Annotated in this window: 16 protein-coding genes and 1 pseudogene; 10 read left to right on the forward strand and 7 right to left on the reverse strand. The window is 66.0% G+C overall.

Going from position 1 to position 18,911, the window contains the following annotated elements; all coding sequences use genetic code 11:
• Positions 1–2: 2 nt before the first annotated feature.
• The gene (locus MKAN_RS24715) at positions 3–2,789 is read left to right on the forward strand and encodes an AMP-binding protein (RefSeq protein ID WP_023372818.1); all 2,787 of its coding nucleotides are present in this window, start codon (positions 3–5) and stop codon (positions 2,787–2,789) included.
• A gap of 42 nt (positions 2,790–2,831) precedes the next feature.
• The gene (locus tag MKAN_RS24720) at positions 2,832–4,067 is read left to right on the forward strand and encodes an alpha/beta hydrolase family protein (protein WP_023372820.1); all 1,236 of its coding nucleotides are present in this window, start codon (positions 2,832–2,834) and stop codon (positions 4,065–4,067) included.
• An 18-nt stretch (positions 4,068–4,085) separates the two neighbouring features.
• Here the strand turns inward: MKAN_RS24720 and MKAN_RS24725 are convergent, their stop codons facing one another.
• Positions 4,086–4,352, reverse strand: a complete 267-nt coding sequence (locus tag MKAN_RS24725; protein ID WP_023372822.1) for a hypothetical protein — start codon at positions 4,350–4,352, stop codon at positions 4,086–4,088.
• 212 nt (positions 4,353–4,564) lie between these two features.
• Here MKAN_RS24725 and MKAN_RS24730 point away from each other — a divergent pair, with 212 nt between their 5' ends.
• Positions 4,565–5,818, forward strand: coding sequence for an alpha/beta hydrolase family protein (locus MKAN_RS24730; protein WP_023372824.1), 1,254 nt, complete (start codon positions 4,565–4,567; stop codon positions 5,816–5,818).
• A 14-nt stretch (positions 5,819–5,832) separates the two neighbouring features.
• On the forward strand, positions 5,833–7,239 hold the full coding sequence (locus MKAN_RS24735) for a wax ester/triacylglycerol synthase family O-acyltransferase (RefSeq protein WP_023372826.1): 1,407 nt from the start codon (positions 5,833–5,835) through the stop codon (positions 7,237–7,239).
• Here MKAN_RS24735 and MKAN_RS24740 read toward each other — a convergent pair whose 3' ends face one another.
• Positions 7,240–7,707 carry a hypothetical protein gene (locus MKAN_RS24740; RefSeq protein WP_036391413.1) on the reverse strand — a complete coding sequence of 156 codons (468 nt, stop codon included), beginning with the start codon at positions 7,705–7,707 and terminating at the stop codon, positions 7,240–7,242.
• A 671-nt stretch (positions 7,708–8,378) separates the two neighbouring features.
• Between MKAN_RS24740 and MKAN_RS24750 the strand changes: the two genes are divergently transcribed.
• On the forward strand, positions 8,379–10,037 hold the full coding sequence (locus tag MKAN_RS24750) for an HAD family hydrolase (protein WP_023372834.1): 1,659 nt from the start codon (positions 8,379–8,381) through the stop codon (positions 10,035–10,037).
• Between the two features lie 32 nt (positions 10,038–10,069).
• Here MKAN_RS24750 and MKAN_RS24755 read toward each other — a convergent pair whose 3' ends face one another.
• The 3 genes from MKAN_RS24755 to MKAN_RS24765 form a co-directional block, all read right to left on the reverse strand.
• Complete coding sequence (locus MKAN_RS24755) at positions 10,070–11,479, reverse strand: YhgE/Pip domain-containing protein (protein WP_023372836.1); 1,410 nt, start codon at positions 11,477–11,479, stop codon at positions 10,070–10,072.
• A gap of 82 nt (positions 11,480–11,561) precedes the next feature.
• A complete protein-coding gene (locus tag MKAN_RS24760) occupies positions 11,562–12,977 on the reverse strand; it encodes a WS/DGAT/MGAT family O-acyltransferase (RefSeq protein WP_172836654.1) in 1,416 nt (471 codons plus the stop codon).
• 144 nt (positions 12,978–13,121) lie between these two features.
• Positions 13,122–13,367 carry a hypothetical protein gene (locus MKAN_RS24765; RefSeq protein ID WP_232336024.1) on the reverse strand — a complete coding sequence of 82 codons (246 nt, stop codon included), beginning with the start codon at positions 13,365–13,367 and terminating at the stop codon, positions 13,122–13,124.
• A 197-nt stretch (positions 13,368–13,564) separates the two neighbouring features.
• Here MKAN_RS24765 and MKAN_RS24770 point away from each other — a divergent pair, with 197 nt between their 5' ends.
• Entirely contained in the window at positions 13,565–14,227 is a 663-nt protein-coding gene (locus MKAN_RS24770) for a hypothetical protein (RefSeq protein ID WP_023372843.1), read from the forward strand.
• Between the two features lie 82 nt (positions 14,228–14,309).
• Here the strand turns inward: MKAN_RS24770 and MKAN_RS24775 are convergent, their stop codons facing one another.
• On the reverse strand, positions 14,310–14,741 hold the full coding sequence (locus tag MKAN_RS24775; RefSeq protein ID WP_023372846.1) for an Hsp20/alpha crystallin family protein: 432 nt from the start codon (positions 14,739–14,741) through the stop codon (positions 14,310–14,312).
• A gap of 229 nt (positions 14,742–14,970) precedes the next feature.
• Here MKAN_RS24775 and MKAN_RS24780 point away from each other — a divergent pair, with 229 nt between their 5' ends.
• From MKAN_RS24780 to MKAN_RS24795, 4 genes and pseudogenes are all read left to right on the forward strand, one after another.
• On the forward strand, positions 14,971–15,402 hold the full coding sequence (locus MKAN_RS24780) for a CBS domain-containing protein (RefSeq protein ID WP_023372848.1): 432 nt from the start codon (positions 14,971–14,973) through the stop codon (positions 15,400–15,402).
• 48 nt (positions 15,403–15,450) lie between these two features.
• Positions 15,451–16,608 carry a site-2 protease family protein gene (locus tag MKAN_RS24785; protein ID WP_023372850.1) on the forward strand — a complete coding sequence of 386 codons (1,158 nt, stop codon included), beginning with the start codon at positions 15,451–15,453 and terminating at the stop codon, positions 16,606–16,608.
• 64 nt (positions 16,609–16,672) lie between these two features.
• Complete coding sequence (locus MKAN_RS24790) at positions 16,673–17,467, forward strand: universal stress protein (RefSeq protein ID WP_023372852.1); 795 nt, start codon at positions 16,673–16,675, stop codon at positions 17,465–17,467.
• Positions 17,468–17,592: 125 nt separating this feature from the next.
• A pseudogene (locus MKAN_RS24795) lies at positions 17,593–17,913 on the forward strand (PE family protein); the annotation flags it as partial.
• Between the two features lie 14 nt (positions 17,914–17,927).
• Here MKAN_RS24795 and MKAN_RS24800 read toward each other — a convergent pair.
• Entirely contained in the window at positions 17,928–18,821 is an 894-nt protein-coding gene (locus MKAN_RS24800) for a universal stress protein (RefSeq protein WP_023372856.1), read from the reverse strand.
• Positions 18,822–18,911: the final 90 nt, after the last annotated feature.

Raw genomic sequence — 18,911 nt, forward strand, 5'->3', positions numbered from 1 at the left:
AAATGGCAGGCGAGGAGCGCGACGTCCTGGCACTGGTGCGTGGCCTGGTCGCCGAAGTTCACCCGCATGCCATGCCCCCCTCGGTGACGCTCGACAGCACTTTCGACGACCTCGGTATCGGCAGCCTCGAACTGGCCGAACTGCTGTTGCGGGTACAGGGCAAATACGGGGTGGCGTTGCCGTCAGACCTGCTGGCCAGTGCCGAGACACCGCGTGACCTGGTGGTGGCGGTCGATCGCGGCCATCCCGTCCTGGCCCCTGAGCGCGGCGTCATGGTGTCTCTGCCCACCACGGAACCAGGCGGGCTGGCGCCCGAAGCGGCGTCGACCCTCAACGATGTCCTCGACTGGCACGTCGGCGCGACCCCGGAGCGCATGCACATCCGGCTGCTCGACGATTCCGGCGGCGGCACGGACCTGACGTATGCGACGCTGCACCGGGAGGCGGCCGCCGTGGCGGCCGGGTTGATCGCCCACGACGTCATGCCGGGCGAGACGGTTGCCATCATGTTGCCCACCTGCCGGGCTTACTTCACCACGTTCGCCGGTGTGGTGCTCGCCGGCGCGGTACCCGTTCCCGTCTACCCGCCGGCCCGGCCGTCCCAGTTGGCCGATCATCTGCGCCGCACCACCGGCATCCTCACCAACGCCGGGGCCACGCTGCTGGTCACCGTGCCCGAGGCGGTGACTCTGGGGCATCTGTTGCGCGCCAACGTCGAAAGCCTGCGTCACGTCGTCGTACCCGAAACCCTCATGGGCACAAGCGAAGACGCCTCGCCGTCGCTCCCCGCGCTGCCACGGCCGAGATCCGACGACCTCGCGCTGGTGCAGTACACCTCGGGCAGCACCGGCCAGCCCAAAGGGGTCGCCCTCGCGCACCGCAACCTGCTTGCCAACATCCGGGCCATGGGCCAAGCCGCCGGGGCTTCGGGAACGGATACGTTCGTCAGCTGGCTGCCGCTGTACCACGACATGGGTCTGATCGGCGCGTGGCTGGGGTGCATGTATTTCGGCGTCCCGCTGGTGGTGATGAGTCCCCAGGCCTTCCTCATCCGTCCGTCCCGATGGCTGTGGGCCATCCACGCAAACCGGGCGACCATGTCGGCCGGTCCCAACTTCGCCTACGAGCTGTGCCTGGCCAAGGTCCGCGACGACGAGATCGCCGGGCTCGACCTGAGCTCATGGCGATTGGCCTACAACGGCGCCGAGCCGGTGAGCCCCGCGACGATAGAACGGTTCGCCGACCGCTTCGCCGCGTACGGCTTCCGGCCAGACGCGATGACCCCGGTGTACGGTCTGGCCGAATCCTCGGTGGGCCTGGCCTTCCCGCCGCTTGGCCGGGGTCCGCTGATCGACCGGATCCGCCGCGACGAGTTCGTGCGTTCCGGGCGCGCCGAGCCGGCCTGGCCCGGCGAGCGTGACGCACTGCGCTTCGTGGCCTGCGGCCGGCCGCTGCCCGGCCACGAAATCCGCATCGTCGACACCGCTGGCACCGAACTGGGCGATCGCCGCGAAGGACGCATCGAGTTCCGTGGTCCGTCGGCGACCGCCGGATATTTCAACAACCCGACGCCCACCCGTTCGCTGTTCCACGGCGACTGGCTCGATACCGGCGACCTGGGCTACATGGCCGACGCCGACCTCTACGTCACCGGCCGGGTCAAGGATCTGATCATCCGGGCCGGCCGTAACCTGCATCCGGCCGAGCTCGAAGAGGCCGTCGGCAACCTCACCGGGGTTCGCAAGGGTTGTGTGGCGGTGTTCGCCTCCGCCGATCGGTCGGGGGGCGCCGAACGACTCGTCGTGGTGGCCGAGACGCGGCTGACCGAAGACGCCGCCCGCGCCGCGCTGCGCTCCGAAATCGCTTCCACCACAGTTGATTTGCTTGGCGTACCGCCGGACGACGTGGTGCTGGCGCCGCCGCGCACGGTGTTGAAGACCTCGAGCGGCAAGATCCGGCGGGCCGCCAGCCGGCAACTGTACGAGGCGGGACGAATCGGCGCCCGGCCACATGCGGTGTGGTTGGAGTTGGTGCGGCTGCGGTTGCGCGGCGCGGCCCCGTCGCTGCGCCGCACCGGTCGCGCGGCGTCCGCCGTCGCATTCGCGGCGTACACCTGGGCGGTGTACCTGGTCCTGGGGCTGGCGCTGGTCTTGTTGCTGTTGCTGTTGCCCCGAGAGCGATGGCGGTGGTGGGCGGTTCGGCGATCGATCCGCCTGCTGGCTCGCCTTACCGGAACGGCCATCACGGTGCATGGCCTCAATCACTTGCCGGCCCAAACCTGCATCGCGGTGGCCAACCACCCGAGCTGGATCGACGGAATCGTGCTCGCCTCGGTGCTGCCGCCGTCGTTCCACTTCGTCGTCGCCGAGCAGCTGCAGCAGGGGCTGTACGGATTTGCGCTGCGGCGGCTGGGCACCCAGTTCGTCGAACGTCACCAGCGTGAGCAGGGTGTGGCCGACACCGACCAGCTGGTCGGGTGTGCGCGAGCGGGGCAGTCGCTGGTCATCTTCCCCGAAGGCCGGCTAGCCCGCGCCCCGGGCTTGCGGCCCTTCCACATCGGCGCATTCGTCGTCGCGGCCGAGGCCGGGGTACCGGCCCTTCCGGTCGCCATCCGGGGGACCCGGTCGGTGATGAGGCCGGGCCACCATTTCCCGCGTCGCGGCGCGATCGACGTCGTCATCGGCATGCCGATCCGGCCCGCGGGCCGGGACTGGGATGCGGCGGTCGACGTGCAACGCAAGGCCCGCGAGGCGGTGCTGCGGATGTCGGGCGAGCCGGACGTCGAATGACCCGGTTGCGGGGAGAAGACGAGCCGGAGTAAAAGTTCATCCGTGTCGGAAAAGACGCTTCGAAGCAGTACCCGAGTCATTGGTTTCGACGATCCCGAGCTGGATTTTCAACTGCTGCGCCAGCTGGGATCGGCGGCATACGGTGGCGCGTCGGTAGGCGAGTGCCTGGCCGTGGCGGGCCAGATTCGCGGCACCGGCGCCCGGGGCTGGTCCGATGCGTTCGCCCAACTCGCCGACCGTCAGTGTTCCGACGCGACGCAACGTGCGACAGCGGGCCACCGTATCAGTGCCCGAGACCGCTACCTGCACGCCGCGAACAGTTACCGGGCGGCCGAGTACTTTTCGCCCTTCGGAACCGCCCGGCATGCCGAGCTCGGATTGGCCAGCCGTACGGCCTTCCTAGCCGCAATGACCGAAGGGTGCGTCGACGTTGAAGAGCTGTGGCTGCCGTGGCGCGGTCAGCGACTGCCGGGGTATTGGTTCGTCCCGCCGGGGTCTAGCGGGCCGGGACCAACCCTGGTCGCCACCAGCGGCTTCGACGGCACCCTCGAAGAGACCTACTTTCAGATCGGCGCGGCGGCGCTGGAGCGCGGCTGGCGGGTCCTGCTCATCTGTGGGCCGGGCCAGATGGACACGGCGCGAACCGAACCCGGCACGCATTTCGTGCCCGATACCGAAAGCTGGGTGGCTGGCTGGATCGACTTGGCACTGGGCCGACCGCTCGTCGACCCGCAACGGCTCGCACTACTTGGTATCAGCTTCGGTGGTTACTTCGTCGCGCGAGCCGCTGCCCACGAACGCAGGGTTCGGGCTCTCGTGGCTAACTCACCCATCATCGACCTGCGTGCATACTTAGTCTCTTTCGTGGCGGCCGTGGGCGGCGATCCGGAGGAAGTGCTAGCCCCGGAAGAGGATTTCGATATTGCGGCGCTGGAGCACATATCCGACACCGAAATGGCGCCCCAGATCAAGGAGATGAGCCGGTCGCTGATCCTGCGGTTCGGGCAGACGACCTTCCTCGAGACATTCCGGTTTCTGCGCCAATTCAGCGTCGATCCGGCATTGATCCGTTGTCCCGCACTGGCGCTCGTCGGCTCCGGCGAGGGCGGTGAGCCGATACGTCAATTCAACGTATTCGCCCGACAGGCCGGCGGGCCGGTGACCGCTCGGATGTTCACTACCGACGAAGGCGCCGACACCCATTGCCAGCTCGGCAACCTGACGTCGTCGAATGCCGTCACTATGGATTGGCTCGAAGACACCCTCAACTCGGATTGATCGTTGCGCCGCTTCAATTCACCGCGTTTTGCTTGCCGCCTGGCCGGCGCTTCGCACCACGCTGCGGAAGAACTCCATCCGCGCGGTGACCAGATCGTCGGCCAAGTCCAGGGCAGCGTCGACAACGGTCTTGCGTCGTGACTCGTCGGGGAGAACGGAATCGATCTGATCGACGAACTTGCGGACGGCCTCGATGGCCTTTTTGCGGCCGGTTTCCACCGATTCGAGCACCTCGTCGGAAAGTTCGGCCCAGCGTGGCTCGGCCTTCTGCGGCGTCTCTGTCATGATGTCAACTCCCTGAACTCTATCGGGCTTATACTCGACCGGCGTACGCCGCAAACTTCGGCGATTGCCGACGCTGATGAAGTTACGACTGTCGAGTCACCGGCACGAGTGACTAAAGTCCCTTCCTCCTACGAGGATTTGTCCCATCCGGTGACCTTCGGCGGGACGTAAGACCCTAACGCACCACGTCGCGGGCTGTTAGCTTTGCCGCCATGGCAACATCGGCCGGTGATGACGTCCATGATCACCCGGGTCCACGGCAGCTGAACCCGCCCGGTATCGGTGGATTGGGCAACGTGGTCAAACCATTTCTGCACACCGGTCGGTACTTCGCCCAGTCATGGCGCGACTATCTCGACCACACTCCCGACGAGCTGCCGATCGCACGACCCACCATTGCGTTGGCGGCCCAGGCATTTCGTGACGAGATCGTCCTGATGGGCCTGAAGGCGCGCCGCCCGGTCAGCGCTGGGCACGTGTTCGAACGAATCCGAGACGAAGTGGCGGCCGGCGTCGAGTTCTACGGCAACCGCGGATGGCTGGCGTGGCCCCGAGGATTCTTTGGTGATCCGCCGCCGCTCCCAGACGTCACGGTCCGCAAGGTCAAGGACCGCCGACGTACCTTTTATCGCCTGCACTTCGACAGCGGCTATGCCCCGCACGCGGGCGAACCGGGTGCCGAACGATGGCTGGGATACACCGCGAACAACCGCGAGTACGCATTGTTGCTGCGCCACCCCGAACCGCGCCCCTGGCTGGTATGTGTGCACGGGACCGAAATGGGTCGCGCCCCACTGGATCTGGCGCTTTTTCGGTCCTGGAAACTGCACGACGAGCTCGGCCTGAACATCGTCATGCCGGTCCTTCCGATGCACGGCCCGCGGGCGCGCGGCCTGCCGAAGGGCGCGGTGTTTCCGGGCGAGGATGTGCTCGACAACGTCCACGCGACGGCTCAGGGTGTGTGGGACATCCGGCGGCTGCTGTCGTGGATACGGTTGCAGGAGCCGGAATCGCTGATCGGGCTGAACGGTCTGTCGCTGGGCGGCTACATTGCGTCGTTGGTCGCCAGCCTCGAAGAGGGCCTCACCTGCGCGATTCTCGGAGTACCGGTCGCTGATCTGGTCGAGTTGCTGGGTCGCCACTCCGGCCTGCATCGTGACGACCCGCGCCGTGACACGGTGAAGATGGCCGAACCGATCGGCCGAATGATTTCACCTCTTTCGCTTACCCCGCTGGTGCCCATGGCCGGCCGTTTCATCTACGCCGGTGTCGCCGACCAGCTTGTGCATCCGCGCGAGCAGGTGACCCGACTGTGGGAGCACTGGGGTAAACCCGAAATCGTTTGGTATCCAGGTGGTCACACGGGATTCTTCCGGTCCCGGCCGGTGCAGCGGTTTGTCGAGGAGGCGCTACAGCAATCAGGGCTTCTGGACCGGCCGACGGCACAGCGCGACCGCCCGGCCTAGCCGCGGAGGACGAGATGAACCCACTGGATCCGCTGGACGCGGCGATGATGACCGCGGAAATGTTGTCCAACCCAATGCATGTCGGCGCTGTGCTGATCCTGTCACCACCGCCGGGTGCGGGTCCCGAATACGTCGACGAGCTGTATCGGGAAACGCAGGCGGGCAACGATCCGATCGACCCGAGGCTGCGGCGATATCCGCATCAGGGTGTGGACACCGGGGGCATCTGGGTCTGGCGTGACGCCGACACCGTTGACATCGGGCAACACTGCCAGCGGCGCACCGTCTCCGCTGACGATGCGGGATTCTGGCGGCTGATCGCCGAGCTGGATGCCGAGCGCCTTGATCGGTCCCGTCCGATGTGGATGTCGTATCTGATCGACGGCCTCGAGGATGGCCGATTCGCCTTCTATATCAAGGTGCATCACACGGTCATCGACGGTGTGGCCGGGTTCAAGATGATCGCCGAGGCGCTGAGCACCGATGCGGACCGGCGATCGATGCCCCCCTTCTACGCCGAGCATCACCGGGAACGCGCGCCGTCGTCGACGTCGACCGGGCTGCTGCATCGGCTGGCCGCACCGTTGCGGACGCTGGTCGGGACGGCCGCATCCGGGGTCGGGTTGGTGAATCATGTTGTCACCGGCGAGATATCGACCATAGTCGACAGCCTGATCGGCCATACGACGGTGCTGCCATTCGGAGCTCCGTACACGCGATTCAACGGTCGTCTCGGACCCGAGCGAGCCGTCGCGGCGGGTAGCTGGCCGAAGATCCGCATCCAGGCGGTGCAACATGCCGCCGAGGTCACCGGCAACGACGTAGTGACCGCCATGGTGGCCGGCGCGCTGCGCCGCTGGTTGCTCGACCGCGGCGAGCTGCCCAAGCAGTCGCTGGTGGCCGCCTGCCCGATCACGGTGCGTGGTCACGACCACGCCGGGGCAGACGACGAGCACGGCAACATGTTCGGTCTCTGGTTGTGCCCCTTGGGTACCGACGTCGATGACCCGGTGGCGCGGTTGGACAGGATTCACCGGTCGATGTCGGAAGGAAAACAGTGGGTGGGCAAACGCGGATCGGCCGCATCGTTGCTGACGGTCGCGGGAAGCATTGCCGCCACGGTAGTGTTTCCGCTGCTGCCGTTTTCGCCGAAGATCCGCACCGGATACAACGTCCCGATTTCACACGTTCCGGGTCCCCGTGCGGCAAGATTTTGGAACGGCGCGCGTGTCGACGAGATCTATCCGGTCTCCACCGTCTACGACGGTCAGGCGCTCAACGTGACGACGTGCTCCTACGCCGACCAAATCGGGTTCGGCTACGTCGCGGGCCGCGAAATCGTCCCCGATATCGAGAAGCTGATCCCGCTGACCGAACAGTGCCTGACCGAGCTGGAAGCCGCGCTGGGCGTGGGGATCTGATCAGGCGGCCCGCGGCAGATCCTTGGGTGGGGTTGCCGTTTGCGGATTCGTTCGGTGCGGGACGGGAGCCCATCCGATGAAGGTCAGATACAGCCCGGCCAGCGCCATGACGATGAAGGTGCCCCGCCACCAGGCCGGCGCCTCGATCGCGTCGCTGGCAAACCCCAGGTAGGTTTGGGGGAAGGCCATCAGGAAGAACCCTTTGAGGGTGGTCATCCATCCGACGGCCGACACGATGATCGCGGGGGCGCCCCGCCAGTGCCGGTGCAGCGCGACGACGACCAGCCCGGTCAGCAGAGTGAACGCGCCACCGACCCAGGGCCACACAAAGTTTGCCCGGAACTCCGTCAGCAGCATTCGCATTTCCGAGGTTCGGGCGATCGCCGTAACGGTGACGATAACGAGAAAGGGACCCATCACGCGGGCAAACATGCGTGTCCTCGGCGGGGTGGGTGGTGGAGTGCTCATGGCGGTACCTCTATCCGGCGATTATCTGGCGATCGGTGCGACTGGCTGGTCCCCATACGGCCATCCAATCGCTGCATCGCTCCCGGCAATAGAGGCGAAAGGCCCGAGGGCCGTATCTCGTAGCCGACTGCGCCAAGCGTAGGGACCTTCGCCAGGCGGCAGGGGACCTCTGGCCGCTGACCGACGGCAATGGCGGTTCTAGCGTTATGCCGTATGTGTTGTCGCTGCGCGCTGCCGTCAGCAGGCCTTCATGAACCACAGTGTCTTGGTTCCGTCGGGTTTCGGGCTTGGTGTGGTACTCATGCTGGTGGCGGCTGCCTCGGTCAGGGTGGTGCAGCAGTATCAGTGAGGCGTGCACATTCGACTCGGCCGGGTCATTGGTGTTCGCGAACCCGGGCTGCGATTGATCGTCCCGATCACCGATCGCCCGGGGCGGGTTTCGACACGGATCGTTACCATGCCCATCCAGCCCCGCGCGTCGAACGCCTCGAAGTCGACCCAGTTCAACGGGCGGCTACCCGAGGCGAAACTTGTTGTGCCGATGCTGCATTAAACGCTTCCGGGCCAAGCTTCGGTGATGCGGGGGAGTTGACGGCTACCTGTCCGGTAGGGCTTTATGGGAGTCCAGACGACATATTCAGCCCCCTCGTCGGCAACAGATTGGAAGGGCCGTGACGTTTTTCAAGGCGGTCGCGCTCGACTTCGACGGCACGCTCACATCGGGCGGCAACATATCCGCACATACCGTGGCGGCTATCGAGCAGGCCCGGCGCGATGGCCTTGCGGTAGTGCTGGTTTCCGGCCGCATCGGAGCCGAATTGCAGGCCGAATTCCCACGGATACCCCACCAGGTCGACGCGATGGTGCTCGAAAATGGCGCGGTGACTGTCATCAACGGCCAGGCCAGCGCGCTGGCACCTCCGGTCGACGGTGGCCTTCGGCAGGCCCTCACTGACCGCGGAGTCCCGTACCGATGCGGTGAGGTGCTGGTTGCCGCCGACGGCGAGCACGCCGCGACCATCATCGAGGTGATCGGCGAGCTTGGCTTGGACTACCAGATCGCCCACAACCGTGGTGCTCTCATGGTGTTGCCGGCAGGTACCACCAAAGGGACCGGACTGGCGACAGTCCTGGGGGGGATGAAGCTGTCCCCGCACAACACCGTGGCGGTGGGCGACGCCGAGAACGACTTGTCGTTATTCGGTATCGCCGAGATCGGCGCGGCCGTGGCCGATGCCGTCGCATCGGTTCGGCGAAGTGCCGACCTGGTTTTGGACAAACCGGACGGGGCCGGTGTCGCCGAGCTGTTGAGCGGCCCATATCTCGCTGGGGTACAACGTTGGTGTCCACCCCGCCGGTGGGTCGACATCGGCACGTTCGACGACGCAACGCCGACCCGGGTACCCGGAAGCCAGGGCCGGATCTTGGTCACCGGACCTGCCGCGACAGGGAAAAGCTATGTCGTCGGGTTGATGGCAGAGCAGTGGATCCTCGCCAACTACTCCGTCCTTGTCCTCGACCCCGAAGGCGACCACGTGCAATTGCAGCAGCTCAACCGGGTGCAGGTGTTCGACGGCGGCCACCACCTCCCTGAGCCGGTCGAACTGCTCACCATGTTGCAACCGCATTCCAGCATGGTGGTGGACATGTCAGCACTCAGCGAGCCATCCAAGGTCGACTACATGTATCGATTGCGGTCTGCCGCCGAGGCGCACCGACACCAGTATGGATACCCACATTGGGTGATCTACGACGAGGCCCACCTGCTCAGCGGCGGCGAGCATGCACACTGGGCTCGGCGAGGCGGCTACGTGTTGTCGTCGTTTGCCCCGGCGTCGCTGCCCGCCCACGAGATCGATGCCAGCGACGTGGTGCTAACCCTCACCACTGGCGACGCGACGTCAGGTATCGCGTCTCGGCGGCGAGCCAGCATACGGATCGGCTCCGAGCCGGTGCGCGAGTTCACCATCGCGCAACGTCAGACCGCCCACGTGCGGCACTGGCACAAGTATGTCGATATCGGCCTGCCCCATGACCGGCGCTTCTACTTTCACACCAGCGCCCGCCAAGCCATTGCGCCAGCGGCGACAATGCGTGATTTCGGCACTGCCGTAAGGCATCTCGACCAACAAGCGCTCGAATACCACCTGGAACGCGGCGACTTTTCCCGCTGGCTAGACGGCACTATCGCCGACAAAGACCTCGCCACGCAGGTGGCCGCCTGGGAGGACGAGCTACTGGCGAATCGCGCCGCCGACCTGGAGCGCATCCGTCTGCACCTCGCCCAAGCGGTGGAGGAGCGGTATCTACCCGCGCAAGAACCCGACTGAGCCAACACAGGCCGGCCTGCGACGTCGTTGCGCTATGGCGCTTCGTGCTTGCCACGCTCCTCGGCTGATCCAGGCGTGGCGTCCGACGGTGCGCCGGACATGGAATGAGCCGGTTCCGCGGAGCCGGTTTCAGGAGCCGGCGTTGCGGCGGGGGCGGTCGTTGGGACCGCCGCGATGCGGTGGATGCCCTTACGATCGTAGATCCAGGTCAGCACGGCGCCGAAGACCACACCGATCACCAGCCCGATCACCGTCAGCGTTAGGGAGCGGCCCAGGCCTGCGTCGAGGCGGCCGTCGAAGTACAGCAGCGCCCGGGTGCCGATGAACACCTGGCGCATCGGCTCGAAATTGGCCAGCCAACTGAAGATCTTCGGCTCCGCCTCGAGCGGAATCGTGGCGCCGGTGGACGGCAGGCCCAGGAAGTTGAAGATGAACAGGGCGGTCAGGATGCCGAGCGTACCCAATGCCGTGATGAGGCTGGTGGAGGCGACCCCCACGGTCAACATGATGAAGACACCGAAGAGCCACAGCGCCCACGGGTGGGGCACCGGCATCCCGAAGGCCTTTGCCACCCACAGGTAGACCGCCGAGGAGAACAATGACACCACCGCCACCAACATCCACTTGAGCAGCAGCGTGCGGAACCACGACACCCGGACCCGATCCGCCAACCGGTACATCGGTCCGAATTCGGCCGGCGAATAGCCGAGCATCGCCTCGACCAGCATGCTCACCACCAGGGCGCCGGTGACGCCGCCGATCAGCAACATCAGGGTGTAGAAGTAACTGGACAGTCCGATCCCGGTGCCGTCAGGCAGCTCATTGCGCTGCTCGACCCGAACGTCGAGGGGATTGGCGAGCACCCATGCGGCACTGGCGCTCAGCTGGTCGCCACCGCCCGCAGCCGCCGCATCCGTGAGTTTCTTGCCGGCCTTGGTGTTGTAGTCGACCATCGCCTTTTTCAGCACACTTTCGGCGATGCCCGCGCCCATCGCGCTGGCCCGCGGGTTGGTTTCGATCGTGATGACCGGCTTGGTCAGCTCGCCCGGCTTCGACACGGTTTGCAACAACCCCAGCAGTTTGTCGGAGAAGTCCGGCGGTATCACCAGCGCGCCATAGATCCTGCCGGTGTCGAACTGATGGTTCGCCTCCTCGGAGGTCAGCAACCGGATATCGAACTTATGCCCTTCCTCGAGTTTGGTTTTGAGTGCGTCGGTGATCTTTGCGCCCGCCTGGGCGCTTCCCGTGTCCTCGTTGACGATCGCGATCGGGAAGTTGTGGAAGTTTTTCTTCGGGTTCAGGCTGCTGCCGAAAAACAGCCACGACAGTCCCGCCAATACGGCGAGCGTGACGACGATCGGGGCCAGCCAGAACCGCACGGTGCGCAACGGGTGCGGCAGCGGATACGGGGTGGTTTGACGTAGTAGTTGCTGATCGGACATGAGGGGCTCCTTCCTCGACTAAGCGGGACCCGCATGCGGGCTAGATATCGGAAGCGAAATCACGAACAGCTGCCTCCGGAACTCAGGTGGCCAACCGGGTCGGCCGCCGGCTTTGCTTCGCGCGGGTCTGTTTGCGGGCCAGGGCGCGGGCCAGCAGACGGGCGACGCCGAGTTCGATGCCGCGCGCGAGTTCGTCGACGTCGGGCGTGGCGTCGTAGTCGGCGGTGATGCCGAACACCAATGTGTCGACATAGGTGAGCATGCCGATGACCGTGCGCAGGTGCATCGCGATCGGCGGCACCGGCAGCAGCTCTTCCACCGGGCGGCCCAGGACCTGTAGCCGCTGGCGGGGACCCGGCACATTGGTCGCCAGCGTGACGACGCTGCGCTGCGGCAGCCGCGCCAGTAGCCGAACCGTCCACGCGCTCAACACGAACGGCACGAAGTTGGCCAGGGCGACAAAGGCGCTCGCGGCCTGGCGCTCACCGCTGCCTTTCAGCCTGTCCAACCGGGTGTGCACCGACCGTAACCGCTTCACCGGGTCGTCCTGCTCCACCGGCAACGACGGGAGCATCGCCGACACCCGAATATCGGTGCGGTCCATGGCATCCGGCGTGCGCACCGATACCGGGATCAGGGTGCGCAGCGAGTTGCGCCGCGGCTTCTCACCGCGACGCAGCAGGACCGCACGATAGCTATCGGTGATGGCGGCCAGTGCCACGTCGTTGAGTGTGACGCCGAAGACCTCGCACACCGTTTCGACATCTTTGAGCGACACCCGCGCCGCACTGTAACGGCGCATGTTCGTCACCGAGCCGCGCAGCGACGAGTTTGCGGCGGGAGCGAGTAAGCCGGCAACGAATTCGGCCGCGCCTTTGGCGGTGTGCGCGGCTGCGCCGGTGGTGGCCACCGATGCGCGCCACAGTCCGCCGGCCCAGCTCAGCGGATTGAGGCTGAGCCCGGCCGGATTGCCGATCGGCGCCGGCGGTTCTTTGGCGGCGCGGATGTCGGTGGCGAACGTCGCGGCCGGACCCGTATCGGCGATGTTGGCCAACATCCGCATCGCGGCAATTCCGTCGGCGATGCAATGGTGGATCTTTATCAGCGCCGCCCACCGCCGTTCCGGCAGGCCTTCGATGATCCAGCACTCCCACAAGGGGTGGTCGCGATCGAGCCGGCGCTCCATGAGATCGGCGATGGTCCGGAACAAGGCGGCATCATCGCCGGGCCGCGGCAATGCCGCCCACCGCACATGGTGGGTGATGTCGAAGTTGGCGTCGTCAACCCATTCCGGCGCCGCGAGTTCCAACGGGTGCTTGTGCACCAGCTGCGTCAACCGGGGGATGGTTCGCATTCGCTCCGAGAGCGTCTCGACGAGCTCGTCTCGCCCGGGGCTGGGTCCGTCGATGACAGCCAGCGCGCCGATGGCCAGGCTCACGTGCCTGTCGGCGTCCTCCGCCTCCAGGAAACTGGCCTCCATGGTCGTCAGCTGTTCCACCGCCAGCCACCTCCGATCCCCATCGATCGGCATCACTATCCGCGGTAGGGCACCGGGGGCAATAGTGCCGTTAGTCCCCAAGGACTAGTGCCGGACTTCCCAACCTGGTCGGATTATCGCCAGTCGCTCCGGCAAACGGTGGGCTCAGTGAATCGGGACCGGCGACTCGTCCGTCATATCGGACAGCTCACGGGGCACGATGCCCACGTACCTCATGATGCGATCCAGAACGATGTTGGACAGATCGCCGTCGTCGGCAACCCGGCCAAGGCCGCGCCGTCGCAGGAAAGTGTCCAGGCGCCGATCGGGCGACCAGCCGGCGTAGATGGTGTCTACGTAGCGTGAGCGCAGGAATTCCCAGGCGAGACCATCGACGTCGGAATCAGTCAATAATGGTGGGTCGCCACGCATAGCCGTCCTAATCCTTGCTGAGCCACAACCGCAGCCAAGTTACGTGGACCAGGTCATCATTTCGTCACACTCATGTTGCGGAATAGGGTCTAAAGTCACCTGTTCGGTATGTCGGCTTGTGCGGCGAGGACCATAGACCCTGGTGAACGACCCGTGGTGGGCCGCAGACTGGCGCTATGTCCAAGACGATCAAGCGGGTTGCCGGGGCCGGGGCCGCGCTGGCAGTGCTGTACGCCGCGCGGCGGTACTACCGCAATTGGGGTACCACCAAGCAGGAAGCCCGGATGCTGCTGCCCGGCGACGCCTTGGTCAGCGACCCGGCTACCCAAACGACCGAAGCGCTGAACATCGACGCCCCGGCAGCCGCCGTGTGGCCGTGGCTGGTGCAAATGGGTCAGGACCGCGGTGGTTTCTACGGTGGTGAAGGGCTGAAAAACCTGGCCGGGCTTCGCCACAACGACGCCGATCGAGTCCACCCGGAATGGCAACAGCTCGCGGTGGGCGATGTGGTGCGGCTGGCTCCCGAAGGCTGGATGGGCCTGCCCGACGGGGTGACATTGCGTGTCGCCGAAATCGTGCCCGACAAATACCTCGTGCTCAATGCGACGCGACCGGACCTGCGCTGGAATGCGGTGTGGTCATTCCACCTTCAGCCGCACTGGGAGGATCGCGTCCGGCTCCTCACCCGGACCCGGATTGCGCTGCGCCGCCCCGGCGAAGTGTTCGCCCTGGAACTGGCCAGGCCGATGATCTCGCTGGGCACCCGAGGATTGCTGCTCGGTATCAAGCACCGGGTTGAGCGGCTGCCGCTGCCGCAGCCCACCGCTCCCGGTTGCTGAGATCGGCTGCGGATACCGGCGTGATATCGCCGAAGCGATGTTACGGGCCCGGGCACAAGATGCCCGGACCCGTAACGCTTGGCTAATTGGTGGCTACCTGGATGTGCTTTTCAGGCTTGGCGGGCTCTGAAACCCCCACGGAGACAGTCAAGATGCCCTTGTCGTAAGTGGCCTTGATGTCGTCCTCGTCGGCACCATCCGGTAGTGAGACCGTGCGGACGAACGAGCCGTAGGAGAACTCCGACCGGCCCTCGAATTCCTTTTTCTCCGTGCGTTCGGCTTTGATGGTGAGCTGCCCGTTACGGACCGTGATATCCACATCCTTGGCCGGGTCGATGCCAGGCATCTCGGCGCGCACCTCGTAGCGGCCTTCCGCCATCTCGTCCTCCAGCCGCATCAGCCGGGTATCGAACATCGGGCGAAGCCCGGCGAAGGAGGGGAACGCCGTAAACAGATCCGAGAACTCGGGGAACAACGAATGTTGTTCTCGCTTCACAGGAAGAGTGGTCATCATTTTCTCCTTTGTGCCATAGTCCCGAATACGGTGACGCAGTCCATCCGACCATGCGAGCCGGTGGCCTGGTAGGGCCCGAAGTCCCCAGTCGACGCGTCGACGGGCAACGAGCTTCTCGCGTCGTCGCACGGGGCCATTGATCCGCGACCAGAAGGTCAAACGACCCTAGTGTCCGCCGCGGCGTCGCCTTACGTTCGGTAGTAGGTGAATCGAACTCGAGGAGGATGCGATGACCACCGCGCGCGACGTCATGAACGCTGGCGTGACATGCATCGGTGAGCATGAAACGTTAAGTGCTGCTGCCCAACACATGCGTGAGCACGACATCGGCGTACTGCCAATCTGTGGAGACGACGACCGGCTCCATGGAATGCTCACCGATCGCGACATCGTGATCAAAGGCATTGCGACGGGGCTGGATCCGAACACCACGACCGCCGGGCAGCTGGTGCACGATCACACTTACTACGTCGACGTGAACGCAAGCATCTCGGAGATGCTCAACGTCATGGAAGAGCATCAGGTCCGCCGCCTTCCGGTCGTCGAAGAGCACCGCCTGGTGGGCATCGTCACCGAAGCGGACATCGCCCGGCACCTCCCGGAGCACTCCATCGCGCAGTTCGTCAAGGCGATCTGCGCGCCGATGGCCATCACCAGCTAGCGACGTCGGCGGCCCGGGCCTGGTCCGCCAGTTTCGGAGGTTATCGACGTGCACGACGAGATTCCGCTGGGGCGGATCGCCGGGTTTTCGGTGAAGGTCCATTGGAGCGTGCTGGTCATCCTGTGGTTGTTCACCTGGAGTCTGGCCACGACGTTGCCCGGTGCGGTCAAAGGTTATGCACCCGTGGCCTATTGGCTCGCCGGCGCCGGTGGGGCGGCAGTCCTGCTGGCGTCGCTGTTGGCTCATGAACTCGCGCACGCCATCGTCGCCCGCCGCTGCGGGGTACCCGTCGAGAACGTGACCCTGTGGCTGTTCGGCGGGGTGACCACGCTGGGCGGTGAAGCGAAGACACCCAAGGCCGCGTTCCGGATCGCGTTCGCGGGCCCGGCCACCAGCCTGGCGCTGTCCGCGACATTCGGCACGCTGGCCGTCGCGCTCGCCGTCATACGGACCCCGCCGATCGTGGTCAGCGTGGCATGGTGGCTGGCGGGGGTCAATCTGCTGCTGGGCCTGTTCAATCTGCTGCCGGGCGCACCGCTGGACGGCGGCCGGCTGGTCCGGGCCTATCTCTGGCGCCGTCACGGCGACATCGTGCGCGCCGGAATCGGCGCGGCGCGGGCCGGACGCGTGGTGGCGCTCGTCTTGATCGCGCTGGGACTGGCCGAGTTTGTGGCCGGCGGCCTGGTCGGTGGCGTCTGGCTGGCCTTCATCGGCTGGTTCATCTTTGCTGCCGCTCGGGAGGAGGAAACCCGGATTTCGACCCGGCAGCTCTTCTCCGGCGTCACGGTCGCAGACGCAATGACCCCCCAGCCGCATACCGCCCCCGGATGGATCACCGTCGAGGAATTCATCCAGCGTTATGTGCTCGGCGACCGCCACTCGGCCTACCCGGTTGCCGAGCAGGACGGATCGATCATGGGTTTGGTCACGCTGAGGCAGCTGCGCGAGCTGCCACCCGCCCGACGCGGCACCACCAGCGTGCGTGACATTGCCGTACCACTGCAGGAGGTGCCGACCGCGGCACCCCGGGAGCCGCTGAGCGCGCTGCTCGAGCAGATGGCGCCGGCCGGCCCCCGTAGCCGTGCCCTTGTCGTCGACGCGGGCGCAGTGGTCGGCATCGTCACGGCCAGCGACATCGCGCGGCTTGTCGACGTCTACCGGCTTGCCCAGCCGGCGCCGGCCACACCACAATGGGACCAGAAGTGACGAGAAATATTGCCACGCAAGGTTATTCGACAAGGTGCCGGGATAAAGGCAAAGGAGAGCGGACATGAAACCGGTCGTTGTCGGGGTCGATGGTTCGCCCGCGGCGATCACGGCCGCATTGTGGGGTGCCGACGAGGCCCACGGCAGAGCCGTGCCGCTACGCCTGATCTCGGTCATCAAGACCACGCATCCCTCCCCGGAAGACTACGAACGCGACCTGCGGCATGCCGAAACGTCCTTGCGGGCAGCGCAAGTCGCGGTGGCGGCCACCGGGAAGCAGGTCAAGGTCGAGACCGATACCCCGCGCGGGCCGGCCGGCGCGGTTCTCGTCGAGGCCTCCCGCGATGCCGAACTGGTCTGTGTCGGATCCACCGGGATGCGGCGCTACGCTCGCTCGATCCTGGGTTCGACGGCAACCGAGCTCGCCGAAAAAGCGCACTGCCCGGTCGCGGTGATCCGCTCGGATGCGGATCAGCCGCCGCTGGATATCAACTGGATTGTGGTGCGCATGACCGACGCGCCCGACAACGACGCGGTCGTCGAGCATGCGGCCCGGGAAGCGATGCTGCGGCAAGCGCCCATACTCGCGCTGGGCGGGCGGCCGGAGGAACTCACCGAAACCCCGGACGGCGACTTCGAACGCCGGGTGCACGAATGGCACCAGCGCCATCCCGGCGTGCGGGTCTACCCGGTCACCACCAAAGCGGGCATCGCTCGCTTCCTGGCCGAGCACCGCGAGCGGGTATTGCTCGCCGTGATCGGAGCGGCCGAGGCTGATCAGCTGGTGCGGCTGGTTGGCCCGTCGGGACATCCCGTTTTCCGGCACCCGGAATGCTCGGTGCTGGTGGTCCGCGACTGAGCTCGCGCCGATCTGGCCCGTGCCGCGCACGTCCCGCTGCGCGGGAGTGCACACGAGGCAGGGAAATTACGGCGCGCTGTTGTGGGTGAGGATGCCGGACAGTTGGCTGCCGATGTTCCCGACGCCTGCGGGTGCTCGTCGACATGGGCTACTCGTCCTACGGGCCCGGGCTCAGCTATGCGGATATTCCCACCCCTGCCGCGTTGTTATCGGTACCCAACCCGTTCACCGTTGTCCCCTACCTGGCGTTAGGGACCGTGCAAGGACCCCAGGCCGCGTTGGTGGATATCGGATTGTTGCCGCAGTCCTATACGCCGAACGCCTGCCCGTACCTTCCGTCCATCAATCCGGGAGTGAACTTCTTCCTGGGTCAGCCGACGGTGACCGTGCTATCTGTGCTGAGCGGCGCGGTCGGGGACGTGCTGGAGCTGATTCCGCCGGCGTGAATTGACCAACCGAATTACTCCGGCGATTCACGTGCCACGATCACCGGTACCTGTGCCAGCTGCGCGACCGCTTCGCCGACGGAGCCCACCGACATTCCGGCGAACCCGCCGCGGCCCCGGCTGCCGACAACCACCAGCTGGGCTTGTCCGGACTTGTCGACGAGCTGGCGCGCCGGCTGATCCTGCACGACGATCCGGGTTACCGCCACATCCGGGTACTGTTCCTGCCAACCCGCCAAGCGCTCGGCCAGCACCTGTTCGGCCATCGACTGTGTTGCCGGCCAATCGATTCCGGGCCACTCCGAGACATCGATGTCGCTCCATGCATGCAGGCCCACCAGCCCCACGCGCCGGCGTGCGGCCTCGTCGAATGCGAACGCCGTGGCCAGTTCGGAGGCCGACGAGCCGTCGATGCCCACCAGCACCGGTGCCTGACCGCGCTGCGCCGCCGACGGGTCCTCGTCGTGGACGATCACGACCGGACAGTGTGCGTAGCGGAGCACGGCGGAACTGACCGAGCCGAGCTGCCGGCCAGGCCATCGTCCGCTGCCCAGACAACCCGTGACCACCATTTCCGCGTCTTTGGACAGGTCGACCAGCGCCGGAACGGCTGGTGACCCCAGGATCTCGGTGTGGACGCCGGCAGGACCGCCACCCTGAGCGGCCTCGTCGACCACTTTGAGCGCTTCGTCGACCAGTCGGCGTCCCCGATCCTGCTGCCAGCGCGCCAGGCCCGCCGGCATCGGCATCTTCAGCCGGCTCGACACTTCGGGCGACACGGCATGCACGAGTGTCAGTGGGATGTTTCGCAGTTCGGCATCGTGGGCCGCCCACTGTACCGCCAGCCGGGCGGACGGTGACTCGTCGATGCCGACGACAATTCCCAGAGGTGCGTTGCGCGATGACATGACTCGTCCTTCGTGTGCCGGTTCGCCGCTATGGACGCTATCTACGGCGGCCCGGCCGGGTCAGAGCCGTTTGTCACCAGCACGAAGGCA

It is taken from the genome of Mycobacterium kansasii ATCC 12478 (assembly GCF_000157895.3).
Classification (GTDB): Bacteria; Actinomycetota; Actinomycetes; order Mycobacteriales; family Mycobacteriaceae; genus Mycobacterium; species Mycobacterium kansasii.

Excerpts from the sequence above, each read along its gene's own strand:
- MKAN_RS24725 (WP_023372822.1), bottom strand. The coding sequence starts at position 4,352 with ATGACAGAGACGCCGCAGAAGGCCGAGCCACGCTGGGCCGAACTTTCC.
- MKAN_RS24755 (WP_023372836.1), bottom strand. The coding sequence starts at position 11,479 with ATGTCCGATCAGCAACTACTACGTCAAACCACCCCGTATCCGCTGCCG.
- MKAN_RS24735 (WP_023372826.1), top strand. The coding sequence starts at position 5,833 with ATGAACCCACTGGATCCGCTGGACGCGGCGATGATGACCGCGGAAATG.
- MKAN_RS24730 (WP_023372824.1), top strand. The coding sequence starts at position 4,565 with ATGGCAACATCGGCCGGTGATGACGTCCATGATCACCCGGGTCCACGG.
- MKAN_RS24775 (WP_023372846.1), bottom strand. The coding sequence starts at position 14,741 with ATGATGACCACTCTTCCTGTGAAGCGAGAACAACATTCGTTGTTCCCC.
- MKAN_RS24740 (WP_036391413.1), bottom strand. The coding sequence starts at position 7,707 with ATGAGCACTCCACCACCCACCCCGCCGAGGACACGCATGTTTGCCCGC.
- MKAN_RS24800 (WP_023372856.1), bottom strand. The coding sequence starts at position 18,821 with ATGTCATCGCGCAACGCACCTCTGGGAATTGTCGTCGGCATCGACGAG.
- MKAN_RS24790 (WP_023372852.1), top strand. The coding sequence starts at position 16,673 with ATGAAACCGGTCGTTGTCGGGGTCGATGGTTCGCCCGCGGCGATCACG.
- MKAN_RS24770 (WP_023372843.1), top strand. The coding sequence starts at position 13,565 with ATGTCCAAGACGATCAAGCGGGTTGCCGGGGCCGGGGCCGCGCTGGCA.
- MKAN_RS24715 (WP_023372818.1), top strand. The coding sequence starts at position 3 with ATGGCAGGCGAGGAGCGCGACGTCCTGGCACTGGTGCGTGGCCTGGTC.
- MKAN_RS24780 (WP_023372848.1), top strand. The coding sequence starts at position 14,971 with ATGACCACCGCGCGCGACGTCATGAACGCTGGCGTGACATGCATCGGT.